Origin of the sequence: Thalassospira sp. MBR-102, assembly GCF_040549275.1 — a bacterium.
GTDB lineage: Bacteria > Pseudomonadota > Alphaproteobacteria > Rhodospirillales > Thalassospiraceae > Thalassospira > Thalassospira xiamenensis.
The window spans coordinates 47542-70149 of the sequence record NZ_JBEPTC010000003.1; the positions used below are offsets into that span (position 1 = coordinate 47542).

Genomic DNA, 22608 nt, shown 5'->3' on the forward strand with positions numbered 1-22608 from the left:
GCCTTTTTGCATTTTTCAAGCTGGTTGACGACGGCGGCGCAACGCGTATCCGGCAAGCACCAACATCACCAACCCAACCGGCAAGGCCGCCGAATACAGCAAGGTTGACCATCCTGCCCCAGCATATATCGAGCCAGCTGACAATGATGCAATGGCAACAGTGCCAAACACCACAAATTCATTGATCGCCTGTACGCGGGCCTGCTCCGCCGGGCGATAGTTTTCGGTCAGGAAGGTGGTCGCGCCAACGAACATAAAGTTCCATCCAACCCCAAGCAGCACAAGAGACGGCCAGAAATTGCCGATCAAATCCTCCCCGCCCAGACCAAATGCCAGACAGATCAGGTTCAGCACCGCCCCCGCCTGAATGATGCCGAGGGCACCAAACCGGCGGATCAGGTTGCCGGTAAAGAAACCCGGCGCATACATACCCACCACATGCCACTGAATGATGAAGGCGGCATCGCCGAACTCGTAATTGCAATCAAGGATCGCAAGTGGTGTTGCAGTCATGACAAAGCTCATGACCGCATAGCCAAGTGCCCCGGCAATCATTGCAACGATCACGGCAGGTTGCCCTATCACCACTCTGAGCGGACGCGCCGGTTCATCATGCTTGGTGCCACGCATATCAGGAAGGCGCAACTGGCTGATCGCCAGAACCAGCAGAAATTGAATCCCGATCAGTGCCAGGAAAGTTCCGAGAAATGGCACCGTATCAAACCAGTTGCGTGCAAAACTTGCCAGGTTTGGTCCGACGAAGGCAGCAGCAAGCCCGCCCAGCATGGTCAGTGAAATCGCACGAGAACGGAATTCCGGCGGCGCGGCCTCGGCTGCGGCGAAACGATATTGCATGGCGATGGCATTGGCAGACCCGATGCAGGCGCAAGCTACACACAGCAACCAGAAATTCCCCCAATAGACCGTCCCCATGCCTGCCACGGCACCGACCATGCCGATACCAGATCCGATCCAGAATCCGACACGGCGACCGAACCTGCTCATCATCAATGCCGACGGAGCGGTCGTCGCCATCATTGCAATCATGGTGAACGCAACCGGTAACGTAGAAAGTGATTTATCTGGCGCCAGCGAATAACCGATTACGGCTGCAACCGTAAACAGCAGTGACATCGCGCTGGCCGACAGGGCAACACATAAACTTAAAAACAGAACATTTCGGCGCACTTCGGGACTGGACATACGGGGCGTACCTTCATCAGGCTCTGGCGTGGTGGCGCCGTTTCAATCTGGTGTTTTTGCAAACTACAAGAACAAGGAACTGCTGTAAAATCTTAACCGGGTTACGGCTTGCCCTGCTCTCTTTTGATGCTATATTGGCTTTTCAATTAACGGGATAGCATCAATGCACGGCATGGCCGACAATAAATTGATGGAATGCACAATCACCGCATGTCTTTCGGGCAACGCGGCTTTGTGTGTTGTTTCCCCGGTCGCTTTTTTCAAAGAGCGAACTTGACCTCATCCTGAAATTCCTTTTCTTGTGCCTAAAGCCCGCGTAAATATGCGGGTTTGAAAAATGCGCACATGACATTTATGCCCGCAGATAAAGCAGAGTTGAGCCAGACATGATTGCCCTCACCCTTCCGGACGGCGCCGTACGCGAATTTGACGGCCCTGTATCGGGTTTCGATGTTGCCAAAAGCATCAGTCCCTCGCTGGCAAAGAAATCCTTTGCCATCATCGTTAACGGCGAATTGCGCGACCTGTCGCGCGAAATCGATACTGATGCCGCCATCGAAATCGTGACCAAGGGGCACAAGGAGGTTCTGCCGCTGATCCGGCATGACTGCGCCCATGTCATGGCCGAAGCGGTTCAGGAACTCTATCCGGACACGCAGGTCACGATCGGCCCGTCCATCGAAAACGGTTTCTATTACGACTTTGCCCGCAAGACACCCTTTACGCCGGACGATCTGATCAAGATCGAAAAGCAGATGCACAAGATCGTCGAGCGGAACGAGAAAATCGAACGCGAAGTCTGGGATCGTAACGAAGCGATCAAATTCTTCCTCGACAAGGGTGAAGACTATAAAGCGGAGATCATTCGCGATCTTCCGGAAACCGAAACCATCACCTGCTATCGCCAGGGCAATTTCATTGACCTGTGCCGTGGCCCGCATGCCCCGTCGACCGGCAAGATCGGCAAAGCCTTCAAACTGATGAAGGTTGCCGGTGCCTATTGGCGTGGCAACTCGGATAACGAGATGCTGCAACGTATCTATGGCACCTGCTGGGAAACGCAGGAAGACCTCGATGCCTATCTGCACATGCTTGAAGAAGCCGAAAAGCGTGATCATCGCCGCCTTGGCCGCGAAATGGACCTCTTCCACATGCAGGAAGAAGCACAGGGTTCGGTTTTCTGGCACGACAAGGGCCTGAAGCTGTATCGCAAGGTAGAAACATATATCCGTGAACGTCTTGATGCAGAAGGTTATCAGGAAGTGCGCACACCGCAGCTTGTTGACCGTATCCTTTGGGAAAAATCCGGCCACTGGGAAAAGTTCCGCGAGAACATGTTCACCACGACCCCGGATGAGGACGACCCGGAAAAGGTTCTGGCTCTCAAGCCGATGAACTGCCCGTGCCACGTGCAGATTTTCCGTATGGGCAGCAAGTCCTATCGTGACCTGCCGCTGCGTATGGCTGAATTCGGCTGCTGCCACCGTAATGAGCCGTCCGGCGGCCTGCATGGCATCATGCGCGTGCGTCAGTTCATTCAAGATGACGCGCATATCTTCTGCACCGAAGACCAGATTGTCTCGGAAACCAAGATTTTCTGTGACCTTCTGAAATCGGTTTACAAGGATTTTGGCTTTACCGACATCCTCGTCAAATTCTCGGACCGTCCGGAAGTCCGTGCCGGTTCCGATGAAATCTGGGACAAGGCAGAAGCCGCCCTTCGCGAAGCCGCCGAAGAAGCTGGTCTGACGCTTGAAATTAACCCGGGCGAAGGCGCGTTCTATGGGCCGAAGCTTGAGTTTGTTCTGCGTGATGCGATTGGTCGTGACTGGCAGTGTGGCACCCTTCAGGCCGACTTCGTGCTACCTGAACGCCTTGACGCGTCTTATATGGGCGAAGATGGTGAAAAGCATCGTCCGGTCATGCTGCATCGCGCGATCCTTGGCTCGCTTGAACGCTTCATTGGCATTCTGATCGAAAACTATGCCGGTCGCCTGCCGCTTTGGCTGTCACCTGTTCATGCCGTGATCTGCTCGATCACCAACGAAGCCGATAGCTACGCAGAGGACGTCAAAAAAGCACTTCAGGCCAAAGGTTTGAATGTTGAGCTTGACCTTCGAAATGAGAAGATCAGCTACAAGGTTCGCGAACACAGCCACGCGAAAATCCCGCTGATCCTTGCTCTTGGCAAACGCGAAGCAGAGGAAAAAACAGCGTCGGTCCGTCGTCTCGGTTTTCAGCATCAGAAAACCATGGGGATTGATGAGCTGGCCGAAAACATGGCGACCGAAATCCGTGATCGCGTAATCGAAGCCGATTTCTGATCGCCTGCCCACTTCAAGGCGAAACCACAAAGGCCCGCATGTTTTATTGCGGGCCTTCGCATTTTGCGTATTTCAGGACGGCACAGCGGAACCAAAGGTTTCAACATTCGTTTGGCAATCGCCACCTAATTCAGGGCTTTGGAATATAGTTCTTTCACCAACTCGTGACTGCACTTAACGCAAAGTTGTGCTAAATCCGAAACTGATCCCAAGCTCCCAACGTATCTGGTGCATATGTTTTTTCAGGAAAAGGTAGCGACAATGAATTCCAAAGGTAAAACCCGTTATTTTATTGCATCGCTGGCGATGACGCTTGCATTGGGTACTGCATCCTCCGCAGCTTTGGCGATGGGCAGCGGCAGCAGTTGGGGCAGCGATACACCCGATCTGTCCGAAGTCGTCGAAATGATTGATGCTGGCAAATACGACACAGCTATCGCAAGCCTTGAAGGCATGCTCGAAGATGATCCGAAAAATGCCGATATCCTTAACTATCTTGCTTATAGTCAGCGGAAATCAGGCGATCTTGAAAGTGCGTCCCAAAACTACGAACGCGCATTGATGATTGATCCGGAACACAAGGGTGCTTTGGAATATCAGGGCGAACTGTTCCTTCAGACCGGAAAGCCCGACATGGCGCGTGAAAACCTTGCGCGACTGGAGAAAGTCTGCGGTATGGATTGCGACGAATACAAAGAGCTGTCAGCAAAAATTCCGCAATAGATTTGCACCGCAAAAAACCTTCCGAAACTATTCGTTAGGATAGCTTTGCAACACACACATTTGTCGCCATGTATTACCCCTCTTGTGGGTAATACATGGAACTGGACTTGGTCATGCCTGACGCTGTGCTGCGGAAAAGTTATACTGTTGTTGTCGTGCGCAGCACCGGACAGCAAATGGACCTGGAAACGCTTTCGGATTATCAAAGCGCGATCAATTCTGCGAAAAACGCATTGACCAACAATAACAATTCCGAAGTTCGCGTTGTCGAAAACAAATATGACGACGCCACAAAACGCGACAAAAAACAGGTTGTGAAAATCCTGACCCGTCAGAAAAGTGGCGCAGGAAATGGCGGCGCGGCAAAATCACGCGCAAAGGATTCCGGCGTCAGCCACGAAGTGGCCAACCAGTTTAGCAAGGGGATCGTCAACATCGTTCTGGCGATTACCGTTCTGGTGCTTCTTGCCGGGATTGTCATCCCATTGATGAACCGCTGATAGTGCATAACACCGCTAATCGCATCGAAACGACGATATCCCACGAGACGCTGAGATAAATCGATCATCTGTTTTCTCTGACTGCTTGACAGTGTGCCGCCCGGTTGCAAAATTGGTGAAGTCCATGCAATGGACCTTTGGGGGCTCAAAGGGAAATCAGGTGCCAATTGATCAATAAAAGCGCCAAATCCGTCATATCGTCGCGCTGGAAATACGGCTGCCTGACGATTGCCCTATTCGTCCCCCTGCTCTCCGGATGCTCTTCTGACGATATGATGTCGCTGTTTGGCAGCGAAACTGGGGCCAAACAAATCAAGATCAGCGATACGGACAGCCAGTCGCAAACGGCAATAGCAGCTGGCATCGATAGTGCTGCCTGCGGCCTTTTCTTTGATAATGCATCTGCCGGGACAGTTTCGAACCAGGCCCTGAATGACAATGCAGCAGAACCGATATCGCTGCAGGGCAATCCGGCCGATGACCTGCGTCAGGCCGTGGCACTTGATCTTGCCAACGAACATGCAAAGGCGCGGCGCCTTTATCTCTGGTTGACCGCGGTCGATCCGAATGCCTCGATCTCGATCAATTGCGGTAACGGCATTATGCTAAGCGGTACGATCACAAGCCTTGCACAAAAGCGCATCAAGGCGATGGATATCAGCAATCCTGATCTTGCCCGCTCGCGCGAAATTGATGCGGTGGTTGCTTCGGCAATCGTTGCGCCCGGCCCGGAACTTCCCGATCCGCCGACGGTGCAACGAAATCGCGATTTTTACAAAAACACTGTCGCGGTCGACATTCCGCCCGAGGATTCAACGGCTGCACGTCCTGCAATGGAAATGGATGTCAGCAGCAATACAGCACGCCTGACCTCTGTTGACCGACCAGCAAGGAAAATTGCCGCACCGTCTGTTGCCCCTCAAACAGAGCCACTAACCGCGGCAACGACACCACCTACGATCAAAGGCGATGCGGTTACGCCAAGCGCGTCACACAAGGCTCTGATTTCAACAACGCGTCCCATTGAAAGCGGCACGCTGGAACTGATAGATGAAACACCTGCATCGCAAAGCACCTTGATCGAAGTTCCAATGGTGGATGCGCCAAACAAAGCACAAGCTGAAGAGAGCGCGGAGAAAATTCCAACCGAGCCAGCAAAGATTGCTGAAGCCCCTGCACCTTCGATCCGTGAACAGGAACCCAAGCAAGAAGCGTCTCAATCGGTTCAAACAAGCAGTTCTTCTTATTACGCGGTGCAATTGGCGGCCTATCGTTCGCGTGAAATGGCTGAATCCCGTTGGTTGAAATTTGAAACTATGGGCGACGGCATCCTTCGTGGCGCAAGCCACGAGGTCCAAAGCATTGCGATTGAAGGTCAAGGTCTGTTTTTCCGTCTTATGACCGGACAGTATTCCAGCCAGTCCGAAGCACAGTCAGCGTGTGGCGGCCTGAAACGCGCCGGAATTGACTGTCTGATCCGTCACATAAAACCCTGAAATCACATCTTCGGAAAAAGCTTCAGGGTTTTGACTTATCGTCGGGTGGCATACCCACCCCGGATGCTTTACCTGCCCAGTGACCGAATGACCGGTGCCGATGAAGCGCTTCCGGCCTTGTCTTACGGCCATGCCTGCGAAGAAACCCCGGCAGGCGCTTCAGAACCGCCTCGATTCTGGTGTTATGCCGATAATATCGCCAACGCAAATACTGGATGAAACGCCTTGTGCGTTTTGACCCGGCCGCCAGCATCGGGATGCCAATCGCAATAAAAACCATCCCGAAAAACGGGGGCGGCAGAGGCAGGAATACGAACCCGATGAACAGGTTGATTACACCGCCACCAATCAGCAAGGATGATTTCAAATGTCTTGCGCGTCGCAAATCAGCGGCTTCCAGCGATAATGACATGCAGTATTCTTATTATCGCGTCCCGCGCGGCCCTTACCAAAAGAATGTTCGAAGACAATTTACCGTGAAGGCAATTGCCAAAGCATCGATCTGGGTTAAATTGCAACTCAGTCCATTAACTCAAGGCAGGTTCTGACATGTTCTCTTCGATCGCCCCAGAAAAAGTCTCTATCCCGTCTGCCGAAACAGCCCTGCCCGGTCGCGCCGAGAAATTGCAGGTCGCAGACCGTCACGCGGTTACCGGAAATCCGATGACCGGCCCGTTTCCCGACAACCTTGAAACAGCTGTCTTTGGTATGGGCTGCTTCTGGGGGGCGGAGCGTCTTTTCTGGAAGCAGGATGGCGTCTTTACCACAGCAGCAGGTTACGCGGGTGGCCACACTGAAAACCCCACATATCGCGAGGTTTGCAGCGGCATGACGGGCCATGCGGAAGTTGTGCAGATCGTCTTTGATCCGACAGTGATATCCTATCAGGCATTGCTGCGACTGTTCTGGGAAAATCATGACCCGACCCAGGGAATGCGCCAAGGGAATGATATCGGCACACAGTACCGGTCGGTAATCTATACCCTGAACGACACACAGAAAGAAGCCGCCGAGACGTCGAGAAAACAATATCTTGATGCGCTCAAATCCGCCGGGCGCAATGCCATCACAACCGAAATCAAAGACGCCCCGCCATTCTTCTATGCAGAAGACTTCCATCAGCAGTATCTGCACAAGAACCCGGATGGTTACTGCGGCCTTGGCGGAACCGGCATTTCGTGCCCGGGATTATAAAACGCAATACAAGGTTTAATGATCAGCCTGCATGAACACCAATGCGGGCTGATCATCTTACACCGGTTTGCCGCCATATTCACGGCTAAGATCTGCACAAACCCGCCGGACTTTCAATCCGAACTGTTCAATCCGTTCGTTCGGTATGCGGGCAGCGGGGCCCGACAAGGATAGTGCCGCAATCGGCAGTCCTGTCTCATCACGTACAACGCCTGCAACACAGCGCAAGCCAATGGCATGTTCTTCATCGTCAAGTGCGTATCCACGCTGTCTTGACCGGTTCAGATCACTTTTCAGCGTATCGGCACTGATCAGTGTACGTTCGGTGATTTTTGGCAGACCATGCTGCGTGATTACCGCATTCACCTCTTCATCAGGCAGAAATGCAAGCAGTGCCTTCCCCACCCCCGAGCAATGCATCAGCGCCCGGCGGCCTGGCGTTACCAATGCCCGCATCATCTTGCGGCATTCCACCTGCGACAGGAAAATAACTTCGCCGCCATCAGCCACAGCCAGATTGACCGTTTCGCCACTGTCTTCCATCAAGGCGCGCATATAGGGGCGCGCGATCTGGCTAAGATTACGGTTTTTCGTAAAGGCATTACCCACACTGAACGCCTGCACGCCGATCGACCACAGCGTTCGTTCACCATCGAATGTGACATAGCGTTCATGCTGCATCGTCGTCAATAACCGGTGCACGGTAGAGGGCGGCAAATGCACCTGATGGGCGATTTCGGTCAAGGTCATCCCGTACTCGCTATCCGCAAGCGTGTTCAGAATGCTGATTGCCCTTACCAATGACTGAACCTGCTGCATGCAGATCATCCTTCCGGTCGCAGGCTTTGGAGCCTTGGGAACTGATATATTGTAATATTATGGGATCGGCTTCAGACACGCACGGACTTTTCGCGCATCCAGACCAAAGTGGAATAAGCGATCAAATAAACTGTCGCTGCCGCGAAGCTAAGCAATGTACCAACATTAACACCCCAAACCGGATACGTGAACGTCACCGCAAGAATATAAATCCAAAGCGATCCCATACCTCTTGGGAAGTTACGGATTACCGTGTGCAATGGACCAATGCCATAAGATGCATGCAGGATCAGCATCATCGGATAAAGCGTCACCGGGAACCCTGAAAAAAGCCCGGCCCATTTCGGTCCGATCCATGCCGCAATACCGCTGATGCCAAGAACAATCAGGGCGGCAAGAACAGCTCTAAACAGCACGATGCGTCGGGTCAACCGCACCCGGTTCAATATGCGAACATTCTCGATCCCCCGAAACAGTATCAGAGCGACGATCATGGCAGCCAACAGGGTAACGGCACCTGAAATCCGGGTAAACTGGATCTGCTGGCAAATCCATGAAACGAACATGAATGCGCCAAAGGCCGCGACGGAACTTACCGGTATCTGCAATATCATCCGGCAGTCTGACAACAACCGTGACGTCAGGTAATAGGCATATAGAAAGGCAAGTGTTGCGATCAGCCCCGGCAGGGCATAGACGGCGCTTTCTGTCGCAAACACAACGCCCTGCTCCAGCCCGATGAAATACAGCAGGATCGCCGTTCCAAGCGGGTAACCGGAAAGCACCCCGGCGGCACGCGGGCCTGTACGCTCCGCAAGGATGGATAACCCCAGCACAACAGAAATTGATACTGCAAGCTTGGCAAACAGCAACGTCAAGGTAACCTCCCGCGGCTTATTTTAACAATTCATCGATGAATTGTCGTAATATTATATTTTACCGCTATCTCCTTTTTCCAGCCTGCGCAAGCAGGAACCAATTTTAGGATGTTTCACGAACACCAGGCGCATAAGCAAAAAAGCGAGCCCCGACGGTGCCCGCTTTTCTGGTTGCTATGCTTTTCTTGGTCTGGCTTTGCTGCCGACCCGGCCCTATGACGCCATTGAAAGCTTTGCCCCCGGCTTATCAACTGCTTTGGTGGCATTTCGGGGTTGTTGAACAATCACCCCGCGCCAACCAAGCCCCTTATATGTCTCATAACCGGGCGTTAGCGCATAAGCAACCAGTGACCCATCCGCCAGTAGATAGGAACCACGATTGGGGTCCTTGACCTCCAACCGGATCTGCTCGCTCAAGACGCCCTGATTATCGGACGCCGCGATGATGCGATTTTGCGAGTCAATCAGCATTACACGCGTGCGTGCACGCTCTTCATCGCTGAAGTTCAATGCCTTTACCACCATCGGCGCCTGGTTTTCCCAATCAAAGAAAACCCCCATAACACCGATAACGTCGCCTTTTGCCTTACCGCCCCGTCGAACAGCCGTCGCATAGGTCGCCGTAGCCGCGTTATTTAGCAGCTCACTGTGCGCGATATCCGCAACCGCATACGCCCCGCCATCCCGACATCGCATAGCTTCGCGGAACCACGGCATGTGACCGATATCTGTACCGATAAGACGGTATTTATCCGGACGCCCGGTGGCAATGATCCGGCCGTTACAATCCGCAATCCAAAGGTCAAGATAGACGGTATAGGAATCAAGGATCACGCCAAGGCGCTGCGATGTCTGGCTGGCGATTTCACCGTTGTCCGGGTTCTCGCAAACATCAACAACCGCGGCGTCTGTGGCCCACCATCGAACATCACAAGACCGCTCAAACAGGTTTCGGTCCATAAGCTCGACAACATATCGTGACAGGTCGGCAAAGCGGTCGCCACGCGCCGTTTGCGCCGTTCGCTCAAGATCAAGCGCCAGACTTTCAAACATATGTTCGAGTTCTTCGGTAATGACGGTTACGCGCTGCGAGATTTCCTTAACCTCGTTGGCAACGACGCCAAACCCGCGGCCTACTTCCCCCGCACGTGCTGCTTCGATCAACGCATTCAGCGCCAATGTCCGCGTAGCCCGGGTTACACCTTTTATTTCTGTGATCTTCTCATTGGCAAGTTGCGACATCTCTGTTGCCACCTGCAAAATTCGTTCGGGCATTCCCGCAAGCTCCCCTTGCAAAATTTGGTTTCACCCCGTGTTGATGCTTTTTTTTTATGCATCATTCTTAAGCGTGCAATTTATATGCAATTCATGCCCGATTGGTTAATGAAAAAATGCTTACATAGTGCGTTTGAGATAATTTTCCCGATTAAATCACGCCAAAAGAAAAAGGGCAGGAAATTTCCCGCCCTAAAATTCAACCTGATGAACACAAAAATTACCGCATCAATCACACCAGAACGTCATTCAAATCTCGGCAAAGTGGATAACGGCATCAGACAGCAGTTTTAAACCGGTAATAAACAGCAAGGTGTAGCACACCCGATAAAACAGCTTTTCATTGACCTTGTCATGCGCCCAAAGCCCCAGCCACGTCCCGAGAATCGCCACCGGAACCAGAACAAGCGCGGTTCCGAAATTGGCACCACCGAATTGCCCTAGATACCAGTAAGGAATCAGCTTCACATAATTGACAACGATGAAGAACATGACGGTCGTACCGACAAAAACCGTTTTATCCATTCGTTGCGGCAACAGGAAAACAGAAACCGGCGGACCACCAGCATGCGCAACAAAGCTGGTGAAACCAGCAATGGTTCCCCAAAACGATCCCTTACCCCAATTCGCGCGCCTGGCTTCATCGCCGCGTTTTTTTCCGCGGAACCAATGATCAAGGGTAAAGCCGATGGCAATGAGTGCAATGATCATCTTCACGGCATACTCATTCAGATAGCTGAACGATAATGTGCCGACCAGGATACCAAGAAGTGCGGCCGGTATCAGAATCATCATATTGCGACGATCCCAGTTCTTCCGGTATGCCCAGACATTGGCAACATCCATCAGACACAATATCGGCAACATAATTGCCGCAGCCGCCTGCGGCGACAACGCCAATGCCATCAGTGGCACTGCCATAACACCAAGCCCACCCCCAAACCCGCTTTTTGACACACCAGCAATCAAAACTGCCGGAATTGCAACAAGGTAAAAGAAGGGATCGGTGATAATTTCCATAAAATCGTCCTACGGAAGGTGATCGTCTCGTCTAAAACCTGAGCGGCAGATTACTTTTCGGTCAACCGCGGCATCAGTTCGACGAAGTTGCATGGACGGTGACGAATGTCGAGTTGATAGAACAGGATATCATCCCAGGCATCCTTGCACGCACCATTCGACCCTGGCAGGGCAAACATGTAAGTTCCGCAAGATACGCCAGCGGTTGCACGCGATTGAACAGTCGATGTGCCAATCTTGGCATATGACAGCCAGCGAAACAACTCGCCAAACCCTGGGATCTCCTTGTCATAAACCTTCTGGTGGGCCTCTGTCGTAACATCGCGCCCGGTCACACCAGTCCCGCCCGTACTGATGATCACGTCAACCTTCGGATCATCGCACCACTGCCGGAGCTGCGAAACAATCGTGTCGAAATCATCCTTTACGATAGTCCGCGCCGCGACCTTGTGACCTTTGGCTTCGATCCGATCGGCAAGGATCTGGCCAGAGGTATCATTCCCCAGCGTTCTGGTATCGCTCACCGTCAGAACAGCAATATTTACAGATACAAACGGGCGATTTTCATCGATTCTGGACATGCTATCAACTCCGGATGGTGGCTTCATTTCCGACAGAGTAGTCAGCATGCAGACAAGCGCAAGCCGTTTCGAAATACCGCACCGCACAACACACCCTCGGCACATCACAATCGAACAAAACATCGCAAATTTTGGTTATTTAATTACCGAAAAACGCCTGAATTTCCCGAAGCCCGATCACCCTCCATTCAAAAAACAGGCAACAAACCCAATAAAATTAATGTTAATTTTCATAACACTAAGAAGAAAACCTGAAACTCTTAAACTTGACTTTCAGCAAGATAGTTCACACCTCGCCCACTCTGCCCCATGACTTTTCTTGCCGTGCAACATAATTCACCGTAAAAAAGTGGTAGGGAGATACCGATTTGAGCCTTAAAAATGGTCGGTAATTGCAAGAAAACAGGCAGGAAACAAAGGATCCATCATGAGCGATTTGCTTTGGCAGCCCAGTCCAGCGCGCGTTGAAAACGCCAATGTCACCCGGTTCCGCAACTGGGTGAACGAAAAGCACAGCCTGAAACTGGACAGCTTCCCCGCGCTCTATGACTGGTCGGTTGCCAGCAAGGAAGATTTCTGGCCCGCAATTATCGACTATGTCGGTCTGAAGGCAGAAAGCTGGGGTGACGCAGTACTTGTTGACGGCAACAAAATGCCCGGTGCAAAGTTCTTCCCGAATGCCCGACTGAATTTTTCAGAAAACCTGCTGGTCCGCGATGACGACACCGACGCGCTCGTTTTCTGGGGGGAAGACAAGGTCAAAACCCGTATCTCATGGTGCGACCTGAATATCGCGGTATCGAAATTCTCGCAGGCACTTCGCGCCGAAGGCATCAAAAAGGGTGATCGCGTATGCGGATATATGCCCAACATGATCGAAACCGTGATCGCAATGCTGGGTACAGCCGCAATCGGCGCCACTTGGTCATCGGCCTCCCCCGACTTCGGGGTTCAGGGCGTCGTTGACAGGTTCGGCCAGATCGAACCCAAATTAATGATTACGGTTGACGGCTATCACTATAATGGCAAAAGCCACGACATTCGCGAAAAAGTCCGTGATGTTGTCGACAGGATCACGACGATCCAGAAAGTTGTCATCGTCAAATATGCCTTTGATGGCGCCAACACGACCGGCATTCGCAATGGCATTTCCTACGATAATTTCCTTGCCCCCTTCAGTCCGGAAAAGATCGTATTTGAACAGGTCGAATTCAATCACCCGCTTTATGTGATGTTTTCGTCCGGCACGACAGGCAAACCGAAATGCATTGTGCATGGCGCTGGCGGAACACTTCTTAAACAGGTTTCCGAACATGTCCTGCATTGCGATGTAGTGCCAGGCGATCGGGTATTCTACTTCACCACCTGTGGCTGGATGATGTGGAACTGGTTGATGGGTGGCCTTGCCGCTGGCGCGACACTGCTGCTTTACGATGGATCACCGTTCTACCCCAGCGGCAATATATTGTTTGACTATGCCGATGCCGAGGGCATGACCCTGTTCGGGACATCGGCCAAATATATCGATGCATTGGCAAAGGCCGAACTTAAACCACGGGAAACCCATGATCTATCGACGGTGCGTGCCATGACATCCACCGGATCGCCCCTGGCCCCCGAAAGTTTCGATTATGTCTATCGCGATATAAAATCCGATATCCATTTGGCCTCCATCTCTGGCGGGACCGACATTCTGGGCTGCTTTGTTCTTGCTTGTCCGGTCTTACCGGTGAAGCGCGGCATCATTCAGACCCGCGCGCTGGGTCTTGCCGTTGATGTTTTTGACGATGACGGCAAATCAATCCGCAATCAAAAGGGCGAACTGGTCTGCACCGCCCCCTTCCCCTCCATGCCGATCGGTTTCTGGAATGACCCCGATGGCGCACGCTATAAAGAAGCCTATTTCAACCGTTTCGATAACATCTGGTGCCACGGCGACTATGTCGAGCTTGACGATGACGGCGGTATGGTCATCTACGGCCGATCAGACGCGACACTTAACCCGGGCGGTGTCCGGATCGGCACCGCCGAGATTTATCGTCAGGTCGAAAAGCTTCCCGAAATTCAAGAATCCATCGTTATCGGTCAGGAATGGGATAACGATGTTCGGGTCATCCTTTTCGTTGTGCTGCGCGAAAAATATCAGCTGGATGAACTTCTGATCGACCGTATACGCAAACAGATCAGGAACAATTGTACGCCCCGTCACGTCCCGGCAAAGATCATTGCCGTGGCCGATATTCCCCGCACAAAGTCAGGAAAAATCACCGAACTGGCCGTCCGGGATGTTGTGCATGGGCGCCCGGTGAAGAATCAGGAAGCACTCGCAAACCCCACAGCACTTGAACTTTTTTCCAATTTACCGGAACTGCGCAGCTAGGCCGAGACGTCCGGCTCAAAACATCAAAGCCCCGTCGCGTGATCGACGGGGCTTTCGTTTTTGCAAAAGATTAATCAGAACCATAAAGCGTGCCGATTTGATTTCAGCGCACATCGCAAGTCGATTCCGCGCCGCAACAGAGTTTATTTTTTGAGCAACAGTTACAATTGGTTAAAAAACGCTCATTTCATTGCTGGCAACAAAAAAATTTTGAGATTTGTTGCTTTTCAGAACCTGACCATTCGAACAGGTTTTTAACCTTTTGAAATATGGTGTTTTTTAACAGCAAAAAGGCTCTGTAGTCGTCAAAACAACGTTTTTCAGTACATCACCAAAGCGTGGAAATGGCGTGAATTTGAAGAACAAGCCCCCAGCGTAAAATTTTTCAGGCTTGACACATACCAGCCGAAAATTTCTTAATTTGGTGGTCCGATAAAAACAGGACAGTAGGATATGCTGCTCTGGCATATCCAGGGTGGCATAAAAGTTACCAAAGCCATAAAGAATGCTTTGCTAATGAGGGAGCTCATCTAATGAAAATCAAAACGATCCTGGCCGCTGGCGCAATGTCTGTTGCAGCCATCGCCGCAAACAATGCCCACGCGGGCGCTGTGCTTGACGGCATCAAGGCTAAAGGTTTCGTTCAGTGTGGCGTGAACACCGGTCTTCCGGGTTTCTCCGCTGCCAACGCCGAAGGCAAATGGGAAGGTATTGACGTTGACGTTTGCCGTGGCATTGCTGCTGCACTTCTGGGCGACGCTAACAAGGTTCAGTACACCCCATTGACCGCTGCGCAGCGTTTCACCGCTCTGCAGTCTGGCGAAATCGACATCCTTTCGCGTAACACCACGGCGACCCTGACGCGCGACGTCAAGCTTGGCCTGACCTTCCTTGGTATCAACTACTATGATGGCCAGGGCTTCCTGATTCCGAAAGCCCTGGGCGTATCCAGCGCAACGGAACTTGACGGCGCAACCGTTTGCGTCGAGCCGGGCACCACCACCGAACTCAACCTAGCTGATTACTTCCGTGCCAAAGGCATGAGCTTCGAGCCGGTCGTTATCGAAAACATCAACGAAGCAACCGCTGCCTTCTTCTCTGGCCGTTGCGACGTTTACACCACTGACGCATCGGGCCTTGCCTCGATCCGTACCACCATGGCGCCGAACCCGGACGACTATATGATTCTTCCGGAAATCATTTCCAAAGAACCGCTTGGACCGGCTGTCGCACAGGGTGACGAACAGTGGGCTGATATCGGTCGCTGGGCTCTTGCCGCCATGATCGAAGCCGAAGAATACGGTGTCACGATGGCAAATGTTGACGAAATGAAGAGCAGCACCAACCCCGGCATCCAGCGTCTTTTGGGCGTTTCCCCGGGCATGGGCGAAGCTCTTGGTCTTGACGAAGAGTGGGCATACCGCATCATCAAGCAGGTTGGTAACTATGGCGAAAGCTATGAGAAAAACGTTACCGCGAAACTGGGTGTCGAGCGCGGCCTGAACGCTCTCTGGACCGACGGTGGTCTGCAATATGCTTGGCCGGTTCGCTAATATCTAGCGTCGGCTAAAAATCGCCTAACGAAGCTCCGCCCCACTGCCTGAACGCATGGGCGGAGCTTTTCGTTAAGGCAACTCACATTGGATACAATCTACACCTGAGGGTCAGATGAGTAAGACTCAAAATGCCCCGGGAGGTGTTCGTTCCAAGACCGTCGTCGATTACCTGAATGACGAGAATGTTCGCGCAATACTGTATCAAATCATTGCGATCGGACTTGTCATATTGGCGGGCTGGTATCTGGTTTCCAATACGCTGGTAAACCTGGAACGACAAAACATCTCAACCGGTTATGGCTTCCTTGATCTCGAAGCTTCGTTCGAAATCAGTGAAAGCATGGTCCAGTACAGTGCACAAAGCAGCTATGCAACCGCACTGTTGGTTGGCCTTCTGAACACCGTAAAGGTGTCTTTACTCGGGATTATCCTGTGTACCATTATCGGTACCATTTTCGGGATTGCGCGCCTGTCGTCGAACTGGATCGTTCGGAAACTGGCGACTGTTTACGTGGAAATTTTCCGGAATATCCCGGTCCTGTTGCAACTTTTCTTCTGGTATGCCGTCATTCCGAACGCGTTCCCGCATCCGCGCGACGCATTCGAACCCCTGCCCGGCGTCCTGCTGACGTCACGTGGCATGTATATGCCGGTTCCGGTTGCCGATAATGCCTATACTCTGATGGGGATTGCTGCGATTATCGCCTTCGTTGCCATCTTTCTTATCAAAAAATGGGCCAAAAAACGCCAGGATGAAACCGGTCAGCCATTCCCGGTATTTCTTGTCGGAACGGGCATTTTTGTCGGCCTGGTCTTTATTGCCTATCTGATCGGCGGTGCGCCGACCGATATGGACATACCGGAACTCAAAGGCTTCAACATCCGTGGTGGCACAAATGTTTCACCCGAATTCCTTGCCGTGCTCATTGGCCTGACGGTTTACACGTCAACCTATGTTGCCGAAGTTGTCCGGTCCGGTATTCAGGCCGTCCCTCACGGCCAGTGGGAAGCTGCCGATAGTCTTGGCATCAAGCGTTCGGTTGCCCTTCGCAAGGTGATCCTGCCGCAATCCATGCGCGTCGCCATTCCGCCACTGACCAACCAGTATCTGAACCTGACCAAAAACAGCTCGCTTGCTGTCGCGGTCGGTTATCCCGATCTGGTGTCGGTATCAAACACGACCATGAACCAGACCGGTCAGGCGATCGAGGCAATCTCGATCTTCATGTCGATCTATCTTGGTCTGTCCTTGTTGACCTCGCTCTTTATGAACTGGTTCAACAAGAAAATGGCACTGGTGGAGAGGTAAGATGGCAGATAAGGCAAAATTACCTCCGCTTCCTACAGGCACTTTTTCTGCCCGTGCAGTTACATGGTCAAAAAAGAACCTGTTTGACGGTTGGTTCAACACCCTCCTGACACTAGGCTCCATCGCATTTCTTGTGTGGCTTATTCCGCCACTCGTGAACTGGGGGATCCTCAATGCAACGCTGACGCCCTCCATCGAAGGTTGTGCCGAAGTCACCGGCGCATGCTGGGGCTTTGTAAACGCCAACTTGCGTCTCATTCTGTTTGGAACCTATCCGTACGACGAACAATGGCGTCCGCTTTTGGCAATGATTGTCCTGATGGGCATCATTTGCTTCAGCCTTGGCGGGGTTAAATATCCTTCCTTCCGCAAGGCAATCATCCCGATGTGGGTGATCGGAGTTCCGATCATTGCCATCCTGATGTGGGGCGGTGCACTTGGCCTGACCTATGTGCAGAACAGCTATTGGGGCGGACTTCCGCTGACTCTGATCCTGTCGGCTATCGGCATCATCTTTGCCTTCCCGCTGGGCTTGCTTCTGGCACTGGGACGTCAGTCGAATATGCCTGCGATCAAGACGATCTCGGTTGTCTATATCGAAGTGATCCGTGGTGTGCCGCTGATTACGGTTCTGTTCATGGCATCTGTCATGTTCCCGCTGTTTCTTCCGGACGGTGTGACCATAGACAAACTGCTGCGCGCGCAAATCGGTATCATTCTGTTCACCGCGGCCTATCTTGCCGAGGTGTTCCGTGGCGGTCTCCAGGCTGTGCCGCGGGGCCAGTTCGAAGCCGGCGACAGCCTTGGCCTGTCCTATTGGCAGTCCATGCGCCTGATCATCCTGCCGCAGGCTTTGCGTCTGGTAATCCCGCCGACCGTGAACAGCTTCATTTCGATGCTCAAGGATACGACACTGGTGGTCATCATCGGTCTGTTCGACTTCCTTGGCACCGTCAAGCTGGCACTGCGCAGCGACCCGGCATGGACGAAATACTACGTCGAGGGTTATGCCTTCGCCTCGGCAATTTTCTTCCTGATCTGTTTCTCCATGGCCAAATATTCGGCCTATCTTGAAAAAGAGCTCCGCAAGGGCGAGCAACGGTAAGGAGAGAGGAAAAAAACAATGACAGCTACAGAAGCACAAACCACCAATGGCGTTGTCCCTCCTCCGTCGAACGAGGAAGTGATTACCGTCAGCAAGGCCAACAAATGGTATGGCAATTTCCATGTTCTCAAGGATATCGACCTGCATGTCCGCAAGGGCGAGCGCATCGTTATCTGCGGGCCGTCCGGTTCGGGTAAATCGACCCTGATCCGTACACTCAACCGTCTTGAAACCTATCAGAGCGGCGAAATCACCGTTGATGGCATTCTGCTTGGCGACGATGTCAAAAACATCGAAGCCGTGCGCCGCGAAGTCTGCATGGTGTTCCAGCACTTCAACCTTTTCCCGCACATGACCGTGCTGGAAAACCTGACGCTGGCCCCGATCTGGGTTCGCAAAATGCCCAAGAAAGAAGCCATTGATCTAGCAATGCACTATCTGGAACGTGTCAGGATTGCAGAGCAGGCCCATAAATTCCCCGGCCAGCTTTCCGGCGGTCAGCAACAGCGTGTGGCAATCGCCCGCTCGCTCTGCATGCAGCCGAAAATCATGCTGTTCGATGAACCGACTTCGGCCCTTGACCCGGAAATGGTCAAGGAAGTGCTCGACGTTATGGTCGAACTCGCCAAGGAAGGCATGACCATGCTTTGCGTGACCCACGAAATGGGCTTCGCCAAAGAAGTCGCCGACCGCGTCGTGTTCATGGACGCCGGTGAAATCGTTGAAATGGCGGGACCGCAGGAATTCTTTGCGAACCCGAAAAGCGAACGGACCAAGCTGTTTCTCAGCCAGATCCTGTCTCACTAGGCAAAACGCCCGGTGGACTTCCACAGATTGCGTACCGAAAACGGCCCCCCGAAACGGGGCCGTTTTCTTTTTTGCAAATTTCGGGCTTGCCCCCTGCCCGTCAAATGCCGAAGATCGGCGGGCAAACAGCAATGGATAAACATCTTCATGACCACGCCCTCCACACCTGCTACCGCTGCGTCAACATCGGGCTTCATCACGGTTCAGTCACTGACCAAAAAGTTCGGTCCGAATACTGCGCTTGATGATGTCAGCCTGTCGCTCGGCAAGGGTGAAACCATGGCGATCATCGGCCCGTCGGCGGCGGGTAAAAGCGTGCTTTTGAAATGTATCGTCGGTCTTCACGGAGCCGACAGCGGTAAGATCATGCTGGGCGGTGACGATGTCAGCCAGGTCAGTTCGCCTGCGCGAAAACATTGGGCCGAACGGATTGGCATGCTGTTTCAGCAAAACGCCCTGTTTGACAGCATGAAGGTTTGGGAAAATATCTGTTTTCGCCAGATAGAGCGCGGAACCATGACCCGCAAAGAAGCCAAGGATCATGCAGTGGACCTGCTTGGTCATGTTGGCCTGTCCGAAGACAGTGCCTTTCTTTCCCCGGGTGATCTTTCCGGCGGCATGCAAAAGCGCGTTGGCATTGCGCGTGCCATTTCAACCGATCCGGAAATTCTGCTGCTTGATAATCCGACCGCAGGTCTTGATCCGGTTCTGTCGAACCATATCGAACTGATGATCAGCAAGATCGCGACCCAGCGCGGTACCACCGTCATTACCATTACCAATGATATGCAGATCGCACGCACGCGTTACGCTAACCTTGTGATGATGCACGCGGGCAAAGTTTACTGGTCGGGTCCGACAAACGATATTAATGACGCCCATAATGAACATCTGACCCAGATGCTCAATGGTTCGTCCCAAGGTCCGATCACCATGCGGATGGGCAAGCGCGGCGACCATATGGTTGCCTGATCGCAAATCGTTGTTGCCGGTCAATTCGCGGTATAAACCGACAAATCCGCTTCACGGATGACATCGGCCCAAACCGGGCCGGGATGACGGTCGGTAAACAGGGCGTCAATTTCCGAAAGATGCCCCAACCGCACCATCGCGCGACGCCCGAATTTCGATGCATCGGTACACAGGAACGTCTGGCGGGCATTGGAAATGATCGCACGCGCCACCCGGACTTCGCGATAGTCGAAATCCATCAGACTACCATCTTCGTCAACGCCGGAAATCCCGACAATCGCGTAATCCACCTTGAACTGGTTGATAAAATCGATGGTCGCCTCACCAATCACGCCAAAGTCACGCTGACGAACAACGCCACCGGCAATAATCACCTCAAAGCCCGGGTTGGCGGCACAAATCTGGGCGACATGCAGGTTATTGGTGATGATTTTCAGGCTCTTGTGTGACGATAACGCGCGCGCAACCTCTTCATTCGTGGTGCCAATATTGATGAATATCGACGCCCCTTCGGGGATATGCTGCGCCACCAGCTTGGCAATCTCGCGCTTGCTGCCAAGGTTAAGAACCTGACGATCAGTATATGCCGTGTTTTCCGTGGTCGAAAGGCTGGCCGCCCCGCCATGATAACGCGCAACAAGCCCTTCTTCGGCCATCTCGTTGATATCACGTCGAATGGTCTGGGGGGTAACGGCAAAATGATCGGCCAATGTGTCAATCGTCATGAAACTGTTCGCCGCGACCAGTTCAAGAATTTCGCGACGCCGCCGATCAAGCTTGCCCATATTGTTTCCTTCCGCCCTGAATTTTCGTCTTTGATTGTTAATTTTCGTTACCGATCAAAATGCTTTCTAATTAACGGCAATGCAAGCCCTGCGCACAAAGAAGTTGTTATTTAAACAGAATGGGCACCAGAATCATGGAAAACACCACCAGCAGAGCAAGCCCGGCAAGGTTCACAACCGCACCGGCGCGAACCATATCGCCAATTTTCAGATAGCCGCTGGCAAAAACAATAGCATTCGGGGGCGTTGCCACCGGCAACATGAAGGCACAGCTCGCGGCAATCGCCACCGGCACGGCAAGCAATAGCGGGTCGATGCCCTCGCCCAACGCATAAGTTGCCACCAGAGGCAAAAAGGTTGCAGCCGTCGCCGTATTGGATGTCAGATGGCTGATCAGGATCACCATCAAGGCAATCAGACCGATCTGCACGAACACCGGCAGGTCTGGTAAAGCACCGGCATTTCCGGCAATCCAGGCCGCAAGGCCGCTGTCATTGATCAACGCCCCTAACGCCAGTCCGCCGCCAACCAAAAGCAAAACGCCCCAAGGCAACCGCAATGTCGCCTTCCAATCCAGGACATAAAGATTTTCACGTGCCTTGACCGGGATCGCAAACAAGGCAATCGCAGCAAACATCGCAATTGATGCATCGCTGATCGGGACATCGGGCAAAGCCACCTCGATCAGCGGTCGGAAAAGCCACAGGCAGGCCGTCGTCACAAAGACGATGGCAACCGACTTCTCCCCGCGTGACATCGGTCCCAGTGCGGCAATATCACGCGCCAAAGCATGTCGTGCATTTTCCGGAAGATCATCCGCATGCGGATAGACAACAGATGTCAGTATCCACCAGCAAAACAGCAAAAGGACCGCAGCAAACGGAACCCCCAACATCATCCATTGCCCGAACCCGATGTTGACATCAAAATTACTGGCAAGATAACCGGCAAGCAACGCATTCGGCGGCGTCCCGATCAGGGTCCCGATCCCGCCGACGCTCGCACCAAAGGCAATCCCGAATAGAAGCGCCAGCGCAAAATTGCGCGTCAGCGGAGCAAGCTTTTCCGTCACACTTTCATCGTCGTCCTCAATGCCTCTGGACGGTTCCGTTTCATTGTCGCGAAGCAAATTCACAATCGAAAGCGCAATCGGCAACATCATCGTCGCGGTTGCGGTATTACTGACCCACATCGAAAGGAATGCCGTGGCGGTTATGAAGCCCCCGACAAGAGCACGCGGCCTAAACCCTACCTTTTTCAGGATCATCAGCGCAATGCGTCGATGCAGGTTCCAGCGCTCCATGGCGATCGCAATGATGAATCCCCCCAAAAACATGAATAGCAGGGGATTGGCATAGTGCGGCGTTACCTGTGCAACCGATGCCAAACCAAATACCGGCGCCAGGGCGACCGGCACCAGTGCTGTTGCCGCTATCGGGATCGCTTCCGACAACCACCAAACGGCCATCAAGGCGGCAAGGGATGCCGTGTACCAGGCAATCGAACTCATACCACTTGGTGGCTCCATCAGCACCATGGCAACAAACAGGATCATCCCGCCCCAAAGCCCGGCCTGCCGCCGTAATGCGCCGGGTCGGCGGGGCGATGCTGGGTTGGCACCCGTCGACGAGATCGGAAGCCTGTCAATCAGAGGAAATCGGATCATCGGATGCTCCGGCCA

Annotated in this window: 20 protein-coding genes; 12 read left to right on the top strand and 8 right to left on the bottom strand. The window is 52.8% G+C overall.

Annotated features, from left to right (window positions below):
- Positions 1-15 precede the first annotated feature (15 nt).
- A complete protein-coding gene (locus ABIE64_RS06800) occupies positions 16-1203 on the bottom strand; it encodes an MFS transporter (RefSeq protein ID WP_071240082.1) in 1188 nt (395 codons plus the stop codon).
- Between the two features lie 386 nt (positions 1204-1589).
- Here ABIE64_RS06800 and thrS point away from each other — a divergent pair, with 386 nt between their 5' ends.
- The 6 genes from thrS to msrA all read left to right on the top strand — a co-directional run bounded on the left by thrS (position 1590) and on the right by msrA (position 7440).
- Positions 1590-3527, top strand: a complete 1938-nt coding sequence (gene thrS / locus ABIE64_RS06805) for a threonine--tRNA ligase (protein WP_354376956.1) — start codon at positions 1590-1592, stop codon at positions 3525-3527.
- Between the two features lie 261 nt (positions 3528-3788).
- Complete coding sequence (locus ABIE64_RS06810) at positions 3789-4250, top strand: tetratricopeptide repeat protein (RefSeq protein ID WP_354376957.1); 462 nt, start codon at positions 3789-3791, stop codon at positions 4248-4250.
- A 113-nt stretch (positions 4251-4363) separates the two neighbouring features.
- Positions 4364-4750 (top strand): hypothetical protein, encoded by a 387-nt coding sequence (locus ABIE64_RS06815; protein ID WP_247643562.1) that lies wholly within the window; start codon positions 4364-4366, stop codon positions 4748-4750.
- Between the two features lie 167 nt (positions 4751-4917).
- Positions 4918-6246 (top strand): SPOR domain-containing protein, encoded by a 1329-nt coding sequence (locus ABIE64_RS06820; protein WP_139192105.1) that lies wholly within the window; start codon positions 4918-4920, stop codon positions 6244-6246.
- Positions 6247-6461: 215 nt separating this feature from the next.
- The gene (locus ABIE64_RS06825) at positions 6462-6794 is read left to right on the top strand and encodes a hypothetical protein (RefSeq protein ID WP_139192106.1); all 333 of its coding nucleotides are present in this window, start codon (positions 6462-6464) and stop codon (positions 6792-6794) included.
- A gap of 1 nt (position 6795) precedes the next feature.
- Positions 6796-7440, top strand: a complete 645-nt coding sequence (msrA, locus tag ABIE64_RS06830) for a peptide-methionine (S)-S-oxide reductase MsrA (RefSeq protein ID WP_063094020.1) — start codon at positions 6796-6798, stop codon at positions 7438-7440.
- A gap of 57 nt (positions 7441-7497) precedes the next feature.
- Here the strand turns inward: msrA and ABIE64_RS06835 are convergent, their stop codons facing one another.
- The 5 genes from ABIE64_RS06835 to moaB form a co-directional block, all read right to left on the bottom strand.
- Positions 7498-8259, bottom strand: coding sequence for an IclR family transcriptional regulator (locus tag ABIE64_RS06835; RefSeq protein ID WP_007092152.1), 762 nt, complete (start codon positions 8257-8259; stop codon positions 7498-7500).
- Positions 8260-8330: 71 nt separating this feature from the next.
- Positions 8331-9137: a hypothetical protein gene (locus tag ABIE64_RS06840; protein WP_071240087.1), complete on the bottom strand. Its 807-nt coding sequence runs from the start codon at positions 9135-9137 to the stop codon at positions 8331-8333.
- A gap of 213 nt (positions 9138-9350) precedes the next feature.
- Positions 9351-10412 carry a methyl-accepting chemotaxis protein gene (locus tag ABIE64_RS06845; RefSeq protein WP_071240088.1) on the bottom strand — a complete coding sequence of 354 codons (1062 nt, stop codon included), beginning with the start codon at positions 10410-10412 and terminating at the stop codon, positions 9351-9353.
- A gap of 249 nt (positions 10413-10661) precedes the next feature.
- Positions 10662-11432: a sulfite exporter TauE/SafE family protein gene (locus ABIE64_RS06850; RefSeq protein WP_071240089.1), complete on the bottom strand. Its 771-nt coding sequence runs from the start codon at positions 11430-11432 to the stop codon at positions 10662-10664.
- Positions 11433-11482: 50 nt separating this feature from the next.
- Positions 11483-12013 carry a molybdenum cofactor biosynthesis protein B gene (moaB, locus tag ABIE64_RS06855; RefSeq protein ID WP_007092148.1) on the bottom strand — a complete coding sequence of 177 codons (531 nt, stop codon included), beginning with the start codon at positions 12011-12013 and terminating at the stop codon, positions 11483-11485.
- A gap of 427 nt (positions 12014-12440) precedes the next feature.
- On the opposite strand from moaB, the gene ABIE64_RS06860 reads away from it, so the two are divergent.
- The 6 genes from ABIE64_RS06860 (at position 12441) to ABIE64_RS06885 (ending at position 20142) form a co-directional block, all read left to right on the top strand.
- Positions 12441-14393 carry an acetoacetate--CoA ligase gene (locus ABIE64_RS06860; RefSeq protein ID WP_354376958.1) on the top strand — a complete coding sequence of 651 codons (1953 nt, stop codon included), beginning with the start codon at positions 12441-12443 and terminating at the stop codon, positions 14391-14393.
- 533 nt (positions 14394-14926) lie between these two features.
- A complete protein-coding gene (locus tag ABIE64_RS06865) occupies positions 14927-15946 on the top strand; it encodes an amino acid ABC transporter substrate-binding protein (protein ID WP_007092146.1) in 1020 nt (339 codons plus the stop codon).
- Positions 15947-16061: 115 nt separating this feature from the next.
- Positions 16062-17258, top strand: a complete 1197-nt coding sequence (locus tag ABIE64_RS06870) for an amino acid ABC transporter permease (RefSeq protein WP_007092145.1) — start codon at positions 16062-16064, stop codon at positions 17256-17258.
- Position 17259: 1 nt separating this feature from the next.
- Positions 17260-18363 carry an amino acid ABC transporter permease gene (locus ABIE64_RS06875; RefSeq protein WP_354376959.1) on the top strand — a complete coding sequence of 368 codons (1104 nt, stop codon included), beginning with the start codon at positions 17260-17262 and terminating at the stop codon, positions 18361-18363.
- Between the two features lie 18 nt (positions 18364-18381).
- Entirely contained in the window at positions 18382-19170 is a 789-nt protein-coding gene (locus tag ABIE64_RS06880) for an amino acid ABC transporter ATP-binding protein (protein WP_037987528.1), read from the top strand.
- Positions 19171-19317: 147 nt separating this feature from the next.
- On the top strand, positions 19318-20142 hold the full coding sequence (locus tag ABIE64_RS06885) for an ABC transporter ATP-binding protein (protein WP_071240092.1): 825 nt from the start codon (positions 19318-19320) through the stop codon (positions 20140-20142).
- A 20-nt stretch (positions 20143-20162) separates the two neighbouring features.
- Here ABIE64_RS06885 and ABIE64_RS06890 read toward each other — a convergent pair whose 3' ends face one another.
- Positions 20163-20927, bottom strand: coding sequence for a DeoR/GlpR family DNA-binding transcription regulator (locus ABIE64_RS06890; RefSeq protein WP_037987529.1), 765 nt, complete (start codon positions 20925-20927; stop codon positions 20163-20165).
- Positions 20928-21033: 106 nt separating this feature from the next.
- A complete protein-coding gene (locus ABIE64_RS06895; RefSeq protein WP_354376960.1) occupies positions 21034-22593 on the bottom strand; it encodes an SLC13 family permease in 1560 nt (519 codons plus the stop codon).
- Positions 22594-22608: the final 15 nt, after the last annotated feature.

What these genes read in the sequence shown, in the direction of transcription:
- ABIE64_RS06865 (WP_007092146.1), top strand. Translation starts at nt 14,927, where the DNA reads ATGAAAATCAAAACGATCCTGGCCGCTGGCGCAATGTCTGTTGCAGCC.
- ABIE64_RS06870 (WP_007092145.1), top strand. Translation starts at nt 16,062, where the DNA reads ATGAGTAAGACTCAAAATGCCCCGGGAGGTGTTCGTTCCAAGACCGTC.
- ABIE64_RS06860 (WP_354376958.1), top strand. Translation starts at nt 12,441, where the DNA reads ATGAGCGATTTGCTTTGGCAGCCCAGTCCAGCGCGCGTTGAAAACGCC.
- ABIE64_RS06825 (WP_139192106.1), top strand. Translation starts at nt 6,462, where the DNA reads ATGAAACGCCTTGTGCGTTTTGACCCGGCCGCCAGCATCGGGATGCCA.
- ABIE64_RS06835 (WP_007092152.1), bottom strand. Translation starts at nt 8,259, where the DNA reads ATGCAGCAGGTTCAGTCATTGGTAAGGGCAATCAGCATTCTGAACACG.
- msrA (WP_063094020.1), top strand. Translation starts at nt 6,796, where the DNA reads ATGTTCTCTTCGATCGCCCCAGAAAAAGTCTCTATCCCGTCTGCCGAA.
- ABIE64_RS06815 (WP_247643562.1), top strand. Translation starts at nt 4,364, where the DNA reads ATGCCTGACGCTGTGCTGCGGAAAAGTTATACTGTTGTTGTCGTGCGC.
- ABIE64_RS06880 (WP_037987528.1), top strand. Translation starts at nt 18,382, where the DNA reads ATGACAGCTACAGAAGCACAAACCACCAATGGCGTTGTCCCTCCTCCG.
- ABIE64_RS06845 (WP_071240088.1), bottom strand. Translation starts at nt 10,412, where the DNA reads ATGCCCGAACGAATTTTGCAGGTGGCAACAGAGATGTCGCAACTTGCC.
- ABIE64_RS06875 (WP_354376959.1), top strand. Translation starts at nt 17,260, where the DNA reads ATGGCAGATAAGGCAAAATTACCTCCGCTTCCTACAGGCACTTTTTCT.
- ABIE64_RS06890 (WP_037987529.1), bottom strand. Translation starts at nt 20,927, where the DNA reads ATGGGCAAGCTTGATCGGCGGCGTCGCGAAATTCTTGAACTGGTCGCG.
- ABIE64_RS06895 (WP_354376960.1), bottom strand. Translation starts at nt 22,593, where the DNA reads ATGATCCGATTTCCTCTGATTGACAGGCTTCCGATCTCGTCGACGGGT.
- ABIE64_RS06885 (WP_071240092.1), top strand. Translation starts at nt 19,318, where the DNA reads ATGACCACGCCCTCCACACCTGCTACCGCTGCGTCAACATCGGGCTTC.
- moaB (WP_007092148.1), bottom strand. Translation starts at nt 12,013, where the DNA reads ATGTCCAGAATCGATGAAAATCGCCCGTTTGTATCTGTAAATATTGCT.
- ABIE64_RS06810 (WP_354376957.1), top strand. Translation starts at nt 3,789, where the DNA reads ATGAATTCCAAAGGTAAAACCCGTTATTTTATTGCATCGCTGGCGATG.
- ABIE64_RS06800 (WP_071240082.1), bottom strand. Translation starts at nt 1,203, where the DNA reads ATGTCCAGTCCCGAAGTGCGCCGAAATGTTCTGTTTTTAAGTTTATGT.
- thrS (WP_354376956.1), top strand. Translation starts at nt 1,590, where the DNA reads ATGATTGCCCTCACCCTTCCGGACGGCGCCGTACGCGAATTTGACGGC.
- ABIE64_RS06850 (WP_071240089.1), bottom strand. Translation starts at nt 11,432, where the DNA reads ATGGAAATTATCACCGATCCCTTCTTTTACCTTGTTGCAATTCCGGCA.